Below are 16387 nucleotides of genomic sequence, written 5' to 3' on the forward strand. Positions count from 1 at the left end.
CACTTTTTTGATGACATTTTGACATTTTTAACGAAATGGCAGTACTTTTGCCGTCATTAATTTCGACGGTAAAAATTGGAAACAATTATGAGCAAGAAAAGTAAAAAAGAAGAAAATAAAGATACCATTGTTGAAGAACACTTAAGTGAAACACAAAAAGAGGGTGTTTCTGAAGAAAATGTAGCAACACAAAAAGAAATCTCTCAAGAAGAGCCATTAGAGGAAGCGTTGAATAAAGAAAAAGATAAATTTTTACGGTTATTTGCTGAGTTTGAGAATTTTAAAAAACGCACGGCCAAGGAACGTATTGAATTATTTAAAACGGCTAGTCAGGATGTAATGACAGCAATGCTCCCTGTGATTGATGATTTTGACAGGGCACTTGCCGAGATTGCAAAATCCGATAATGATGAGCTTTTTAAGGGAGTAGAGCTCATCAGCCATAAGTTAAAAGAAACGCTCAAAAATAAAGGGCTTTCAGAAATAGAAGTAGCTGCCGGTGACGTTTTTGATGGCGATGTTCATGAAGCCATTACCCAAATTGCCGCGCCCTCTGAGGATATGAAAGGAAAAATCATAGATATTATAGAAAAGGGATACAAACTTTCCGATAAAGTAATCCGTTATCCTAAAGTAGTCGTGGGGCAATAATAGCCATAATGGCCAAAAAGAAAAAGCACATATGAAACAAGATTATTATGAAATATTGGGCGTAGGTAAAAATGCTTCGGCGGCTGAGATTAAAAAGGCCTATCGAAAAAAAGCGATAGAATACCATCCTGATAAGAACCCCGGAGATAAAACTGCGGAAGAAAAATTTAAAAAAGCAGCAGAGGCCTATGAAGTGTTGAGCGATCCGGATAAAAAAGCCAGGTACGATCAGTATGGTCATGCAGCTTTTGAGGGTGCAGGTGGCTTCAATGGAGGAGGAATGAACATGGAAGATATCTTCAGCCAGTTTGGAGATATCTTTGGAAGTGCTTTTGGTGGTGGTTTTGGGGGCTTTAGTGGTTTTGGAGGTGGTGGCCAGCGACGTATAAAAGGAAGCAACCTTCGGATCCGGGTAAAACTTACATTGGATGAGATTGCCAATGGGGTTGAGAAAAAAGTAAAAGTAAAACGAAAAATCCAGGCCGGTGGAGTTACCTATAAAACCTGCCCGACATGTAATGGAAGAGGTCAAGTAACTAAAATTACCAATACCATTCTTGGAAGGATGCAGACAGCCACTACCTGTAGTGCTTGTGGAGGAAGTGGGCAAGTAATGGACAACAGGCCTCCAGATGCTGATATTCATGGGTTAAAAATTCAGGAAGAGACTGTTTCTATAAAGATTCCTGCCGGAGTGGTGGATGGGATGCAGTTAAAAGTGACCGGAAAAGGAAATGAAGCCCCCGGAAATGGTATTCCGGGAGATTTGTTGGTCGCTATTGAAGAAATGGAGCACCCTACCCTTAAAAGAGAGGGGGACAATTTGCACTACGATTTGTATATAAGCATTCCGGAAGCTGTTTTAGGAGGTTCAAAAGAAATTGACACCGTTACCGGAAAAGTGCGAATAAAAATAGAAGAAGGGATCCAATCAGGAAAAATATTGCGCCTCAGGGGAAAAGGCATCCCTAGTATAAATGGTTATGGAAGTGGCGATTTACTAGTGCATGTAAATGTATGGACTCCCAAGAATTTATCTAAAGAGCAGCGTGCATTTTTTGAACAAATGCAGACAGATGAAAACTTTGCCCCAAAACCGGAAAAGGGAGATAAATCGTTTTTTGAAAAAGTAAAAGATATGTTCTCTTGAAATAATTTTGTATTTCTAAAAAAAATGTATCTTTGGTTAATGCTAGATGTTATTTTCTGGCATTATTTTTTCTTTTTCATAGCAATTTTTTCCCATCCTTAAAGCTTTTTGAGGGTGGGTTTTTGTTAATAAGGTATATACTAAGGATTTCAATATATTTGAAATAGATTCTGATGATTATAAACAGCGTAAAATAAATGCTTTTATGAATAATTTACTTGAAGCAAGTAATATTACAAAACGCTTTGGTAGCTTTACTGCGCTAGATGATGTTTCTATAGCTATACCAAGAGGAAAGGTTTTTGGGCTTTTAGGGCCTAATGGAGCCGGGAAAACCACTTTAATACGTATCATTAATCAGATTACATATCCTGATGAGGGAACTGTATTGTTCAATGGTGAACCTCTGCAGCGAAAACATGTGGCCATGATTGGTTACCTTCCGGAAGAAAGAGGGCTGTATAAAAGTATGAAGGTAGGAGAGCAGGCGCTATATTTAGCACAGTTAAAAGGCCTAAGTAAACAGGAAGCTAAGAAACGACTTGATCATTGGTTCGATAAATTGCAAATTGGTGATTGGTGGGGGAAGAAAATACAGGAGCTATCGAAAGGGATGGCCCAGAAAATCCAATTCATAGTTACAGTTTTACACCAACCCAAACTACTTATTTTTGATGAGCCTTTCAGTGGTTTTGACCCTATCAATGCCAACTTGATCAAAAACGAAATCCTTCAATTAAAAGAAGAAGGAGCCACGGTTATTTTTTCAACACACCGAATGGAATCGGTAGAAGAATTGTGTGATCATATTGCTTTGATAGACAAATCGAAAAAAATACTTGATGGTGAACTGACTGAAATAAAACGGCAATATAAAAACAACACGTACGAAGTAGGGTTAGAAGTAACAAACAAGGTATCAGTAAAAGCTACACTAGCAGAGCGTTTCACTGTAGCAGATGCACATTTTAAAACTATAGGCGACGAATTAAAACTCCGTATTCAACTATCTAACGGGGATACAGCCAATGATTTGCTAACCTATCTTACAAACCATGCATCCGTATCTCATTTTAGAGAGGTTATTCCAAATGCGAGCGATATTTTCATCCAAACCGTAAACAGCAATAAAAATTATGAGTAAACTTTCGTTAATTATTAAGCGCGAGTATCTGGCAAAAGTTCGCAATAAATCATTTATTGTGATGACGGTTTTGAGCCCATTGCTGATCGTTGGGATGATTGCCCTTGTTATCTTTCTAACGAAAATGAATAGTAATGAAAAGAAAATAATTGCTGTTTTAAATGAGAGTACACTTTTTAATGGAATTTTTGAGACCAATGCCTCTCAGTCATATGTGTATTTGGATGGTTTAAACCTTGAGCAAGCAAAAGACTCCGTGGTCTCTATAGGTTATTACGGATTATTACATATTCCCAAAGGAGAAACCATTGAAACCGTATCAGAGAGCATTTCTTTTTTTTCAAATAGCGCACCTTCCATCGGTGTACTGGGAAGTATGGAGAATGTTATTGAAAATAATATCCGGGAAGAAAAATTAAAAACATATGGTGTTAATACTGAAGAAATAAATAATTTAGAAAAGCACTATGAAATAAAAATAGAAAGTTTTTCAGGAGAGATTAACTTAAAAGGTGTTAGTGAATTGAAAGCTTTTGTTGGAGGAGGGTTTGGCTACCTCATTATGATGTTTATTATTATTTACGGAGCCTTTGTAATGCGCAGTGTAATTGAGGAAAAAACCAGTCGTATTATAGAAGTCATTATATCCTCGGTGAAGCCTTTTCAATTAATGTTAGGAAAGATAATCGGGACTTCATTGGCCGGAATCACCCAATTTACCATTTGGATTATCTCGGCAGGGTTGTTGTTACTTATTCTTTTTTCTGTGATGGGAGTAGATACAGGGACGCTCAATACTACTGTAAATGCATCTCCAGAAGCTATGGAGACGATAACACAAGTATCCGATTCACAAGAAAAATTTGAATTGTACGCAAAGGAGTTTTCTAAAATCCCATGGTTTACATTGTTTGCCTCTTTCATCGTTTACTTTATACTTGGATACCTTATTTACAGTTCTATCTATGCGGCCATAGGAGCTGCTGTAGATAATGAAACGGACACACAACAGTTTATGTTTCCGGTTATTATGCCACTTATGTTGGCTATATACATAGGCTTTTTCTCGGTATTTGATAATCCGCATGGGCCCATAGCGGTCTCATTTTCTTTATTTCCGCTAACATCCCCTATTGTGATGCTGATGCGACTTTCATCGGGAATTGGCTCTGATGGTGTTCCGTGGTGGCAGTTTATTACATCCATTTTATTACTAATGGGTACTTTTGTAGGGATTGTTTGGTTTGCCTCTAAAATATACCGTGTAGGGATACTAATGTATGGTAAAAAACCTACCTACAAAGAACTCTATAAATGGTTAAAATATTAAAATATGGAATTTTTACAAAACATATTAAATGAGATAAAAACCTTTTTATCACTTACTATTTATTCCAGTGAGGGGGGGATTTCTATAACTATAGGAACCCTTTTGTTAATTATTATAAGTTGTGTAATTGCTTTTTACACATTAAAGCTTATACGAAGACTTATCACCGCTAAATTGCCAATAGAGGACAAGAACAAGTTTGTTAGCATATTTAAGTTTGTCAATTATTTAGTTTATGTGATCATTGTGGTTATTGTTCTCAGTAGTTCAGGAGTTAACCTTACGGTATTGCTTACAGCTTCTGCAGCACTGTTTGTCGGTTTAGGGTTTGCCCTTCAATACCTTTTTCAGGATATCATTTCAGGGGTACTTATCATTTTGGATCAATCACTACATGTAGGTGATATTATTGAAGTAGAAGATAAAATAGGGAAGGTCATAGACATTAAATTACGCACTACAAGAGCCATAACACGTGATGATAAGATAATTATAATTCCTAATCATAAATTTTTAACAGACAGCATTTATAATTATACGCAGAACCATCGGATGACGCGTGAATCAGTCAAAGTGGGGGTTGCTTATGGGAGTAATGTAGAATTGGTACAGAAATTGCTTTTAGAATCTGTAGCTAATCAGCGTGGGGTTTTAAAAAGCCCGAAGCCGATAGTTTTATTTGAAGATTTTGGTGATTCAGCCTTGCTTTTCGGGTTGTATTTCTATACAAATGATAGTTTTACAGACCCCAAAATAAAAAGCGATATCCGTTTTACCATTGACAAGAAATTTAGGGAACACCAAGTTACCATTCCGTTCCCACAACGCGATGTACATATATATTCGCAAGAAAAAACACCATAAAATATGTCCAAGATACTCCTTATAGAAGACGAAGCCGCCATACGCCGGGTATTGGTAAAAATATTATCTGAAGAGAGTGAAATGTATGAAGTTGATGAGGCTGCTGATGGCGTAGAAGGAATTGAGAAGATAAAAAAAGAAGAGTATGACCTAGTACTTTGCGACATCAAAATGCCTAAAATGGATGGTGTTGAGGTATTGGAAAATGCAAAAAAAATAAAGCCGGAAATTCCATTTGTCATGATCTCTGGTCATGGTGACCTGGATACTGCGGTAAACACTATGCGGTTGGGTGCGTTTGACTACATTTCAAAACCCCCTGATTTAAATCGGTTACTCAACACAGTACGGAATGCATTGGATCGAAAGAAGTTGGTTGTAGAGAATAAAGAGTTAAAGAAAAAAGTAAGCAAAGGGTATGAGATGATCGGTGATAGCAAGGGTATTACCAACATAAAAGATATCATTGAAAAAGTAGCCCCGACTGATGCCCGGGTACTTATTACAGGGCCTAATGGTACCGGAAAAGAGTTGGTAGCCCATTGGGTACACCAAAAAAGCGAACGTGCTAAAGGGCCGATGATAGAAGTGAATTGTGCTGCAATCCCCTCTGAGTTGATAGAAAGTGAGTTGTTTGGACATATAAAAGGAGCATTTACTTCTGCAGTAAAGGACCGGGCAGGTAAGTTTGAAACAGCTAATGGAGGCACTATTTTTTTAGATGAGGTAGGTGATATGAGCCTTTCTGCACAAGCAAAAGTATTGCGTGCATTGCAAGAGAACAAAATTTCGCGTGTGGGAAGCGATAAAGATATCAAAGTAGACGTACGGGTCATTGCAGCAACGAATAAAGATTTAAAGAAAGAAATAGAAGAAGGGAAGTTCAGGGAAGATTTGTACCACCGTTTAGCAGTTATTCTTATAGAAGTCCCTGCGTTGAATGATAGGCGTGACGATATTCCCTTATTGATAACTCATTTTACTAAAAAGATTGCTGAAGAACAAGGTAGTGCTGTAAAAACATTTACTGATAAAGCAATTAAACTATTGCAAGCGTATGATTGGACAGGAAATATCCGTGAATTGCGGAATGTGATAGAACGTCTTATTATCTTAGGAGGAGAAGAAGTTACGGAAGAAGACGTGAAATTATTTGTGGGGAAAGGATAGACATCAATTTGATGTGTATTTATCTATTATTTTTTGTAGTTCGCTTTGTTTTTGAGTCCCTATTAAAAACTTTTTTCCATTTTTTAATTCGATAGCGATCCCTTTATTTCCTTTAATATTATAGATTGTTCCATGTTTACTGCCTATTCGAATTCCATATCCTACAAAACCGTATTTAACAATTTTAGCATTTTTAATATCAGTCCAATAGATTCTTTTTTTAACCATTGGATAAAAGTTTATAGTTATTTCTTTTCGATTGATCTCAGTTTTCAGGTGCACTAATTTAAAAAATGCAAGAAAACCAAAAACAGCTATTGAGAATAGTATTAATCCTGTGTCTGACATAGGGTTATTCCCGAAAGGCTCATTTAATATTAACTGCTTATACAATCCTACTATTGGAATTATTCCAATGGCACTTAGTAGTATCTGTAACCACCATTGTGTAAATCGCTGAGTTTCCTTGAATTCAGGTTTCATTTATATAAAAAAACTGTTTTTTATAACAGATTAATAATAAAAAATGAAAGCTAAAAATAGAAAAAACAAATTAATTATCCCTATTAAGAACTTTGTATTCTTCATAGCAATCACTGATAGCATCTAATATTTGCAGATCATTCGCTGTATTGATAAAATCTTTTGAATAATTGCAGTTTCGGAGAATCTCTTCAATTTCGTCTGTTTCTACCTGAATTAGTGCGGCCAATGTTTCTCTATCGAATTTTGCAGCTAAGAGGTTGCGGATTTCATCATCACTTTTCATTTTTCGCAACTTTCGCAACTGTTTATGTTTTTTACTAAAGATTTTGAAAAGTGTGGTTGCTGGGTCAAAAATAGCACCTAAAACTTTTGATACGGTTCCTGGGGTGCCCCGTGCTTCATAGCCTTTTGGTAATCCGGAAATACTGTAACGATAGGCAGTGTTTATAGGAATATTTCTGGCATCTATTTCAAGGTATCCGGTAAGTTGATAAGGTTGTATTACAACTTCCTCAAGCGCATAGGCCAATTCGGTCAAGCCAATTTTAGTACCATCAAACTTTAACATATCATTGGTTACACGGACTTTAATGGGTTTAAAACCGATGAAAGAAAAATAGAGGGTGTCATTTACTGTTGCAGAGATTCTGAATTTTCCCTCTTCATTAGTGATGGTGCCAATTACCTGGTTAAGGTTAATGACATGGACGTTGTCCATAGGAAGGTCATTTTCAGCATTTACAACAACACCGTTTACTTTGTCAATTTCTTGTGAAAAGGTAAGTAAACTGACAAGGCTGAATATTAAAAGAAATCCCTTTTTCATGGCACAATTTAGCTGTTAAAAATACTAAACAAAACGAAGAAAATAGGATTGCTACTGTTTTTTATACTAAAATTAACAAGAAGCGATTAGTATTTTCGCTTACCTTGTTTTTTTCTAGAATTCGATTTTTTACCTTTTTTAGAGGATGAATTTTTAAAAAACCCACTTTCTGAGGAAAAAGAGTGCCGTCCTTTTTTAGAGTGTCCGGATCTTTTTCTGCCACCACCTCTTCCAATAGGCTTATTGGAAAGTTCTACATTTATGAAACGGCCCTCTAATTTAAAATCTTTAAACATGGCCAAGATAGCATCCGTATGCTGAGCATCTGTATTAAAGAATGAAAAGCTTTCTTTTACATCTACTTTGAAGATATCGTCACGGTCTAATTCCATAACTGTTTTTAAAAAGTCTTTTAATGACTTCCAATCATATCCGTCTTTTTCACCAACATTAATAAAATAGCGTGATTCATTGCTGTAAGTAGCTTCTGGATCCCTGCCTTTTGTGTCAGTAATATTTAAATCACGGGCCTTTTTATAATAATTAAAAAACCGGCTAAACTCAACAGTTACCATTTTTTTAATAAGTTCCTCTCTGTCAATCCCTTTTAAGACATCATTTATAGCAGGCAGGTAGTTGCTAATTTCTTCATGTACTTCCGTATTTTTTATTTTACTTACCAAGTGATAGAGCTGAATTTCACATATTTCCATTCCCGTAGGGATGGTTTTGGCTATAAATGGTTTTTTTATTATGCGTTCAATAGTTTTTATCTTCCGTAGTTCACTTTTAGCAATAATCACCATAGAAATACCCGATTTCCCTGCTCTTCCGGTTCTTCCACTCCGGTGTGTGTAGGTTTCGATCTCATCAGGAAGTTGGTAGTTGATTACGTGAGTGATGTCATCTACATCAATACCTCTTGCTGCAACGTCGGTTGCCACAAGCATTTGTATTTGCCGGGAGCGGAATGATTTCATGACAATATCGCGCTGATGCTGACTTAAATCACCATGAAGTGCAGCAGCATTGTAACCGTCTTCAATCAGTTTTTCAGCAACATTTTGTGTATCGCGTTTGGTGCGGCAAAAAATAACAGAAAAAATATCTGGATTGGCATCTGCTAATCGTTTGAGCGCTAAATAACGTTCTCTACCATTTACAAGATAATATTCATGTTGTACTGTGTCAGAACCTGAATTTTTTGTCCCAACGGTTATCTCTACAGGGTTTTTCATGAACTTTTTGGCAATGGTAGCTACCTCTTTAGGCATTGTAGCAGAAAAAAGCCAAGTATTTTTTGTAGAAGGTGTATGGGAGAGGATTGCAGTAATGTCTTCATAAAAACCCATGTTGAGCATTTCATCAGCTTCATCAAGGATACAATATTGGATTTTGGTAATGTCAACCATTTTTCGGTTGATCATATCTTGCATTCTGCCCGGAGTGGCCACAACAATTTGTGCTCCTTTTCTAATGGTCCTGGCTTGCTCAGAAATACTAGCACCACCATAAATAGCTGCTACATGCAATCCGTTTACATATTTAGAATAATTCTTTAATTCAGCAGTTATTTGCAAGCATAATTCTCGCGTAGGGGAGAGGATAAGCCCTTGCGTAGTACGATCGTCGGCATTTATTTTTTGGATGAGGGGAAACCCAAAAGCGGCTGTTTTTCCAGTACCTGTTTGTGCTAGTGAGACAATGTCGGTCTCCTCATGAAGTAATACGGGAATTGTTTTTTCCTGTACTTCTGAAGGTGTTTCAAATTTCATGTCATGCACAGCTTTTAGCAGCTGATCGTTCAATCCCAGTTCTTCAAATTTGTTCATATTATAAAAATAAGCGGCAAAGGTAGTGTTAATAAATGGATAAAGCGTGATTCTGCTTTATGAATTGTCTTAAATAGTAACTGAAAATCAAAAAGTTACTCATTTTAAATAATCAATAAGTTGGTGCATGGCTTGGGCCCGGTGGCTGATTTTATTTTTAGCAGTTAATGGTAATTCGGCAAATGTTTGGTCATGCCCTTCGGGGATAAAGACAGGATCATACCCAAAACCGCCATTTCCCTTTTTCTCATGAGCAATTTGTCCGTTGACAATTCCCTGAAACATGATCTTTTCATTTCCTAAATTAAGTGCAATAACCGTTTTAAAACGTGCTTTTCGGTTTATATCTTCTTTTAATTCTTGAAGTAGTTTTTGGATATTGGCCTCACTATTTTTGTTTGCTCCGGCATATCTTGCAGAATGAACCCCCGGAGCACCTCCTAGTGCTTCTACTTCCAATCCGGTATCATCAGCGAAGCAGTTAAGATTGTAATTTTCCTGAATAAAATTAGCCTTTAGAATTGCATTTTCCTCAATAGTCTGGCCTGTTTCAGGGATATCTTTTGTACAATGGATGTCCTCTAAGCTTAATAGGTTGATATAGCTAGGCAATAGTGCTTTTACTTCTATAAATTTGTTTTTATTGTGGGTGGCGAAGACGAGTTGCATAATTGCGACAAAACTATCTCTATTTTAGATAATCTTGAGAGGTTTGATTTATATAAGAAAGTATTTACAGGCTAGTAAACAATTCTTCCATTTTTATTTTTTCTTCATCAGCCAGCGTAGGATCTACCAAAATACGACCACTATGCTCGTCGGTAATGATTTTTTTGCGAGCGGCAATTTCCATCTGAACTTGTGGTGGGATGGTAAAGAACGACCCACCGGAAGCTCCACGTTCTACAGGAACAATAGCCAAGCCATTTTTTACATTTTGGCGAATACGTTTATAGGCACTTACAAGCCTTTCTTCGATAAGGTTTTCGTATTCAGAAGACTTTTTAAGGAGTGCTGCTTCTTCTTTCTCTGTTTCAGCCATAATGGCATTCAACTCATCTTTTTTGTGTTTTAGGTGCGTCTCACGCTCCTCGAGGCGTTCTTTGGTTTGGGTAATTACCTCTTTCTTTTGTTCTATTTGTGCTTTATATTCTTTTATGTTTTTCTCGGCAAGTTGTATTTCCAATTCCTGGTATTCAATCTCTTTGCTCAATGAGTTAAATTCTCTGTTGTTCCGGACATTTTTTTGTTGTTCACTGTATTTTTTGATCAGTGTTTTGGCTTCTTCAATAAGGTTTTTCTTATTAGAGATCTCATAGCTAAGGCTTTCGGACTCATCTACCAGTTTCTCTAAGCGTGTTTTTAACCCTTCTACCTCATCTTCCAGGTCTTCCACTTCTAAGGGTAATTCCCCTCGTACATTTCGGATCTCATCTATTCGGGAGTCGATCAACTGAAGATCATACAATGCTCTTAGCTTTTCTTCAACGGTAGCTTCTGTTTTCTTTGCCATAGATTAAAAATACTTGATTGGATTTGTATTACATTCCGATAAAACGATTGCAAAATTATGAATTTTTTCCTTAAGATAGTCAACTAATAAATTTTTTGTGAACTGCTCTGTTTCGTAATGTCCGGCATCGATGAGCAGGAGGCTGTTTTCTGCTTGAAAAAATTGGTGGTATTTAATATCGGAGGTAATAAAAACATCAGCGTTGGCTTTTTTGGCGTGTTCAATGGCAAAAGCACCGCTCCCTCCCAGAACAGCAACTTTTTTTACTTTTTTGCTAATCAGTTCAGAATGCCGAATGCATGTTAAATTCAGTTTTTCTTTAAGCATGGTTAAAAATACATGCTCATCCATAGCATCGTCCAATTCGCCAATCATACCCATTCCAATGTGTTGGTTAGTGTTTTCCAGTGCATAGCATTCATACGCGACTTCTTCGTATGGATGGCTATCAAACAATGCATTTAGTATATTTTTTTCCAGGTGCTTTGGGTAAATAACACCTATTTGAGTTTCAGGTTCTTGTTCAAATTTGCCGCGTTCCCCAATTACCGGGTTACTGTGTTCATTGCCTTTATAAGTACCTGTTCCGTCAGTATTAAAGCTGCAATTGTCATAATTTCCTATAGTGCCTGCCCCTGCATTAAAGAGTGCTTCTCTAACGCTGTTTGCATGTTTAGGGGGCACGAAGGTGATAAGTTTTTTAATAGTATTTTGTTGAGGAATGAGGATATGACGTTTTCTAATGCCCAATACATCACATAGTTTAGCATTAACACCATTAAACGTATTGTCTAGGGCAGTATGTGCAGCATAGATGGCAATATTGTTTTGAATAGCTTTTATAACAGTCCGTTCTACATAGGTGCTGCCATTTAACTGTTTTAAACCTGAGAATATAATGGGATGAAAACTCACAATAAGATTGCACTTTTTTTCAATAGCTTCATCAATAACACATTCCAGTGTATCCAACGTTACAAGAATACTTGTAATTTTTGTATTTCGCTCACCGATCAATAGCCCTACATTGTCAAAATCTTCTGCATAGGCTAATGGTGCTAATTCTTCTATGTGGTTTATAACATCTTGAACAATCATCTATATAATTTTTATTCAAAGATAAAATATTATACTTTCGTCATCATGCGTAGGTTTCGAAAAATACTATTTCCTTTTTCGTTATTGTATGGTCTCATTGTCCATATCCGGAATTACTTATACAATAAAGGCATTTTACGGTCCGTTTCTTATGGTTTTCCGGTATTGTGTGTTGGTAATTTAAGTGTAGGGGGAACGGGAAAAACGCCCATGGTAATGTATTTGGTCCATTTATTAAAAGGAAAATATCGAGTGGCTATATTGAGCAGGGGCTACAAACGAAAATCCAAAGGCTTTTTAATGGCAGATAAGAAAACCTCGGTAGAAGCTATAGGGGATGAGCCATTTCAGTATTATAACAATTTTCCCGAAATAACGGTTGCGGTAGCGGAAGAAAGGGTATATGGAATTCAAAAGTTAATGGAGCTAGATTCAAGCCCTGAAATTGTTGTTTTAGATGATGCCTATCAACATAGAAAAGTAACTCCTGGGCTTAATATACTACTCACAGTTTATAATAGTCTGTATGTGAATGATTTAATGCTGCCTACAGGTAATTTAAGGGATTCTAAAAAAGAAGCGGGAAGGGCAGACATTATTGTAGTGACGAAATGCCCAAAGGAACTATCAGTAGCTATACGTGATGAGGTTATACAAGAGCTGAAAATTCAGCCGTATCAAAAAGTTTTTTTTACGACCATTGATTATAGCAATACTGTATTGCCTTCATCAAATACTTTAGGGAGTTTAAAGGAACGTCCCTTTGTATTGGTTACCGGTATTGCGAATGCAGCTCCTATGGTAGCTTATTTAAAGTCGCTAGGATTGATTTTTAAGCATTATGCCTATAAAGACCATCATTACTTTTCTGATAAAGAAATAGCATTTTTCAATTCACAAGCTATGTTACTCACTACTGAGAAGGATTTTATGCGATTAAAGGACCGTGTTGAGGGGATTCAATACTTGCCCATTGAAATAAAATTTCTCTTTGAGGAAGCCGCAATATTTGATAATTATATTGAAGGTTTTGTAAAGAATAGTTTATGATATCCTTATTTTCAAGAGTGCAGTTCATCGATCCGCACTTCAATATTTTTCAGGATATTATTTCCTATTTTTTTATAGAACACTTCAGGTTTAAAGGGCTTGGTGATTACATCGTCACATCCGGCAGCATAAAAATCTTCTGTGTTTTCATCTAATGAGATAGCAGTTAATGCAATAATAGGGACTTTTTTATCGAACTTCCGGATTTCCTCTGTAGCTTTTAACCCACTGATACCGGGCATGTGAATATCCATTAAAATAGCATTATATATTGGCTTTTTAGCTTTTTCAATAGCTTCATACCCGTCATTTGCAATGTCACATGTCATTTCCTTTTTTGCTAACATTTTTTTGGTGATGACCTGGTTTATTTTATTGTCTTCTACCAACAGAATGTGCATGTTTTTAAAGAATGCATCATCAACATCAGAGGCTATCTCAACAGGTGCTGTTTCTTCTTGGGTAGGAATGTCGAATACCATGTCAAACATAAAGGAGCTCCCCCTACCTAATTCACTATCAAGTTTTATGTCAGATTCTAAGAGGTTCAATAAGCTTCTCACAATAGTAAGCCCCAATCCGGTACCGCCATATTTTCTGTTTATTTGGATAGAACCTTGTGCAAAACTTTCAAATATAGAGGCTTGCATTTCTTTTGATATACCAATTCCATTATCTTTTACTTCAAAATGTATTGCAGCTTTTTCATCATGGCTAGCCATGGATTTTGCTATTACGTTTATTTCGCCATTTTTTGTGAACTTACATGCATTACCAATAAGATTGATGAATATTTGAGATAATTTTAAAGGATCACCGAGTAATTCTTTTGGGATGTCATTATCAACATGGAGCAATATATTGTTTTTATTTTCTTTGGCCGTTTGATCGAGTGATTTTACTACTTCCTTGAGTACCTTTCTGAGGTTAAAAGGAATGTTTTGTACTGCTAGTTTTTTAGCTTCTATTTTATTTATTTGTAATATATCATTAATAAAATTTAAAAGGTATTCTCCTGAAAATTTGAGTGACTTTAAATGTTCTTTTTGACTTTCACTTGGGTTCTCTTCCAATAATAAGTGGGTAAGTCCTGTAACGGCGTATAGCGGTGTTCGTAATTCGTGGCTTACTGTTGATAGAAATTGGGCTTTTGCCCGCATGGCTTTCTCTGCTTCTTCTTTGGCAATTTCCAATTCCAGGTTTTTTTTCATCAACAAGTCATTGGTCTTAAATTTAATCTGGTTATTTCGGTATAGCGAAATGGTGAGAAGTGATATAATGATGAGAAGTGCCGAACTCAGCACGGACGTGAGTTTAGAAATGTTAACACGTTGTTGTTGTGCAGTGGCATCTTCGTTTAATTGGTCTATCAACCGTAAATAAAAATCTTTATCATGATTCTCTACAAGTTTATCTTGTGATGCCAATGCTTGTGTATTGAAGATAAGTGTTTTTGTTTTTTCTACCTCTACTTGGTGTTCATAAGCTTTTTTGTAATCGTTTAACGCTTTGTATATAAGTGCTAAGTTTTGATTACTTTCCATAATTAACCTATGAAAGTCATTGTTTTTGGCAATATTCAGCGCTTTTATAGCCTCTAAAGAAGCATCTTCATAATTGTTGGCTTGATATTGTATTTTAGACAGGTATAATAGGGTGCGCCCGGCAATATAATCCTTTTCGTATGAGTTATCTACCGGCAGCAATTTTTCGAAGGTAGCCTTTGCTTCTTCATAGTCTTTTCTTTTGTAATGAACAATACCTTCATAGTATGCAATAGTATTTAGAAGTGTTTTGTCGCGAGGGTTCAATAGATCCTTTGCTTCACGAAGTAACTTTAAAGCCTCATAGTATTGTTTTTTTTCAGCTAAAACCAATGCGCGCAATCCCTTCGAAATAACACTGCCTTTTCGGTATTTGTTATAATTAAGGCTCTGGTCGGCAATATCCAGGTATATGGCTACATTGTTATATTTCTCAAAGTCAATATGAAGCAGTGCATACAGGTTGTAACAATCGATCAGATAATTTTCATTATCAATCTCTTCGGCAAGGTCGTTAGCCTGGTCAATTGAAGCGATGGCTGAGGAGAAATCCGCTATGTTTTTATAATAATATGCTTTGCTTATAAGGGCTTCTATACTATCCCTCATAGCCCTATCGCTCTGCGCAACGGATGCGAAAGTAACGAATAGAGTAAATAATAAGCATTTTAAACGCATTATTAGGTCAAGTTGATGGTGTAAATATAGTTATTTCTTTGATATAAAGTCAATTAAGTCGATAATCCTGCTACTATAGCCAACTTCGTTATCGTACCATCCTATTATTTTTACCATCTTTCCAATCACCGATGTCATAAGCGCATCAAAGGTGCAAGAAAAGGGGCTTTCTATGATATCAACGGAAACAATAGGGTCTTCCGTATATGCAAGAATGTTTTTTAATGACTTTTTTGAAGCGGTAAGAAAAGCATTGTTGACTACTTCAATAGATGTTTCCTTTTTCACATTGAATGTAATGTCTGTTAAAGAGCCATTTGCAACAGGAACGCGGATGCCACAACCACCTATTACATTTGCCAGTTCTGGAAAGATACTTGTCAGTGCTTTGGCAGCGCCTGTAGTTGTTGGAACAATCGATAATGCTGCTGCGCGCGCCCTTCTTAAATCCTTGTGTGGACGGTCATGTAGACTTTGATCACTCGTATATGAATGTACAGTCGTTATATATGCTTGCTCTACACCGCATAACTCATCAATAACCTTTATCATAGGAGCCGCATTGTTTGTAGTACATGAAGCATTAGAGACAATAGTATCATCTGATGCTATAATATGTTCATTTACACCCATAACGACCATTTTAATAGCTTCATCTTGTGGGGGAACAGTAAGAATTACTTTTTTAGCCCCATTTTGAATGTGTTTTTGTAATTGTGTTTTGGTTTTAAATTTTCCGGTAGCTTCAACTACAAAATCAACATTATAAGGGATCCAATTTATGGTGTCAAGGGAGCTATTGTTCAGTACAGGAATTTCTCGTCCGTTTAATGCAATACTTGATTTGGTTACTCGGATATCAGCATTTATGGTACCATGAATGCTATCGTATTTTAACAGATGACCTAGTATTTCAGTATCGGCTATATCATTAATAGCAACAATTTGTATGGTAGGATGATTTATCAGTAATCGAAATACAGTTCTGCCTATTCTCCCAAAGCCGTTAATGGCTACACGAATTTTACACATGTTTTTTTGAAGTTGCGAT

General features: G+C 36.3%; 15 protein-coding genes. 7 read left to right on the plus strand and 8 right to left on the minus strand.

The window, feature by feature from the left end:
* Nucleotides 1-87 precede the first annotated feature (87 nt).
* From WBG21_RS02910 to WBG21_RS02935, 6 genes are all read left to right on the plus strand, one after another.
* Nucleotides 88-651, plus strand: a complete 564-nt coding sequence (locus WBG21_RS02910) for a nucleotide exchange factor GrpE (protein WP_340074632.1) — start codon at nt 88-90, stop codon at nt 649-651.
* 31 nt (nt 652-682) lie between these two features.
* Nucleotides 683-1801, plus strand: a complete 1119-nt coding sequence (dnaJ, locus tag WBG21_RS02915; protein ID WP_340074634.1) for a molecular chaperone DnaJ — start codon at nt 683-685, stop codon at nt 1799-1801.
* A gap of 205 nt (nt 1802-2006) precedes the next feature.
* Nucleotides 2007-2945, plus strand: coding sequence for an ABC transporter ATP-binding protein (locus WBG21_RS02920; RefSeq protein ID WP_340074636.1), 939 nt, complete (start codon nt 2007-2009; stop codon nt 2943-2945).
* Nucleotides 2938-4275: an ABC transporter permease gene (locus tag WBG21_RS02925; RefSeq protein WP_340074638.1), complete on the plus strand. Its 1338-nt coding sequence runs from the start codon at nt 2938-2940 to the stop codon at nt 4273-4275. The genes WBG21_RS02920 and WBG21_RS02925 overlap by 8 nt, the downstream gene beginning before the upstream one ends.
* 3 nt (nt 4276-4278) lie before the next feature.
* The gene (locus tag WBG21_RS02930; protein WP_340074640.1) at nt 4279-5139 is read left to right on the plus strand and encodes a mechanosensitive ion channel family protein; all 861 of its coding nucleotides are present in this window, start codon (nt 4279-4281) and stop codon (nt 5137-5139) included.
* Between the two features lie 3 nt (nt 5140-5142).
* Nucleotides 5143-6309 (plus strand): sigma-54-dependent transcriptional regulator, encoded by a 1167-nt coding sequence (locus tag WBG21_RS02935; RefSeq protein ID WP_340074642.1) that lies wholly within the window; start codon nt 5143-5145, stop codon nt 6307-6309.
* A 3-nt stretch (nt 6310-6312) separates the two neighbouring features.
* Here WBG21_RS02935 and WBG21_RS02940 read toward each other — a convergent pair whose 3' ends face one another.
* The 6 genes from WBG21_RS02940 to WBG21_RS02965 form a co-directional block, all read right to left on the minus strand.
* Nucleotides 6313-6792: a hypothetical protein gene (locus tag WBG21_RS02940; protein WP_340074644.1), complete on the minus strand. Its 480-nt coding sequence runs from the start codon at nt 6790-6792 to the stop codon at nt 6313-6315.
* A gap of 70 nt (nt 6793-6862) precedes the next feature.
* On the minus strand, nt 6863-7621 hold the full coding sequence (locus WBG21_RS02945; protein ID WP_340074646.1) for a carboxypeptidase-like regulatory domain-containing protein: 759 nt from the start codon (nt 7619-7621) through the stop codon (nt 6863-6865).
* Between the two features lie 86 nt (nt 7622-7707).
* The gene (locus WBG21_RS02950; RefSeq protein WP_340074648.1) at nt 7708-9453 is read right to left on the minus strand and encodes a DEAD/DEAH box helicase; all 1746 of its coding nucleotides are present in this window, start codon (nt 9451-9453) and stop codon (nt 7708-7710) included.
* A gap of 99 nt (nt 9454-9552) precedes the next feature.
* Nucleotides 9553-10122 (minus strand): non-canonical purine NTP diphosphatase, encoded by a 570-nt coding sequence (locus WBG21_RS02955; RefSeq protein ID WP_340074650.1) that lies wholly within the window; start codon nt 10120-10122, stop codon nt 9553-9555.
* A gap of 64 nt (nt 10123-10186) precedes the next feature.
* Entirely contained in the window at nt 10187-10966 is a 780-nt protein-coding gene (locus WBG21_RS02960; protein WP_340074652.1) for a zinc ribbon domain-containing protein, read from the minus strand.
* Nucleotides 10967-10969: 3 nt separating this feature from the next.
* Nucleotides 10970-12064: a Nif3-like dinuclear metal center hexameric protein gene (locus WBG21_RS02965; protein WP_340074654.1), complete on the minus strand. Its 1095-nt coding sequence runs from the start codon at nt 12062-12064 to the stop codon at nt 10970-10972.
* A 45-nt stretch (nt 12065-12109) separates the two neighbouring features.
* Here WBG21_RS02965 and lpxK point away from each other — a divergent pair, with 45 nt between their 5' ends.
* Complete coding sequence (gene lpxK / locus WBG21_RS02970; RefSeq protein ID WP_340074656.1) at nt 12110-13114, plus strand: tetraacyldisaccharide 4'-kinase; 1005 nt, start codon at nt 12110-12112, stop codon at nt 13112-13114.
* Between the two features lie 11 nt (nt 13115-13125).
* On the opposite strand, the gene WBG21_RS02975 is transcribed toward lpxK, so the two are convergent.
* Nucleotides 13126-15267, minus strand: a complete 2142-nt coding sequence (locus WBG21_RS02975; RefSeq protein WP_340074658.1) for a response regulator — start codon at nt 15265-15267, stop codon at nt 13126-13128.
* Nucleotides 15268-15366: 99 nt separating this feature from the next.
* Nucleotides 15367-16368 (minus strand): type I glyceraldehyde-3-phosphate dehydrogenase, encoded by a 1002-nt coding sequence (gap, locus tag WBG21_RS02980; RefSeq protein ID WP_340074660.1) that lies wholly within the window; start codon nt 16366-16368, stop codon nt 15367-15369.
* Nucleotides 16369-16387: the final 19 nt, after the last annotated feature.

Origin of the sequence: Leptobacterium meishanense, assembly GCF_037645805.1 — a bacterium.
Taxonomy (GTDB): Bacteria; Bacteroidota; Bacteroidia; order Flavobacteriales; family Flavobacteriaceae; genus Leptobacterium_A; species Leptobacterium_A meishanense.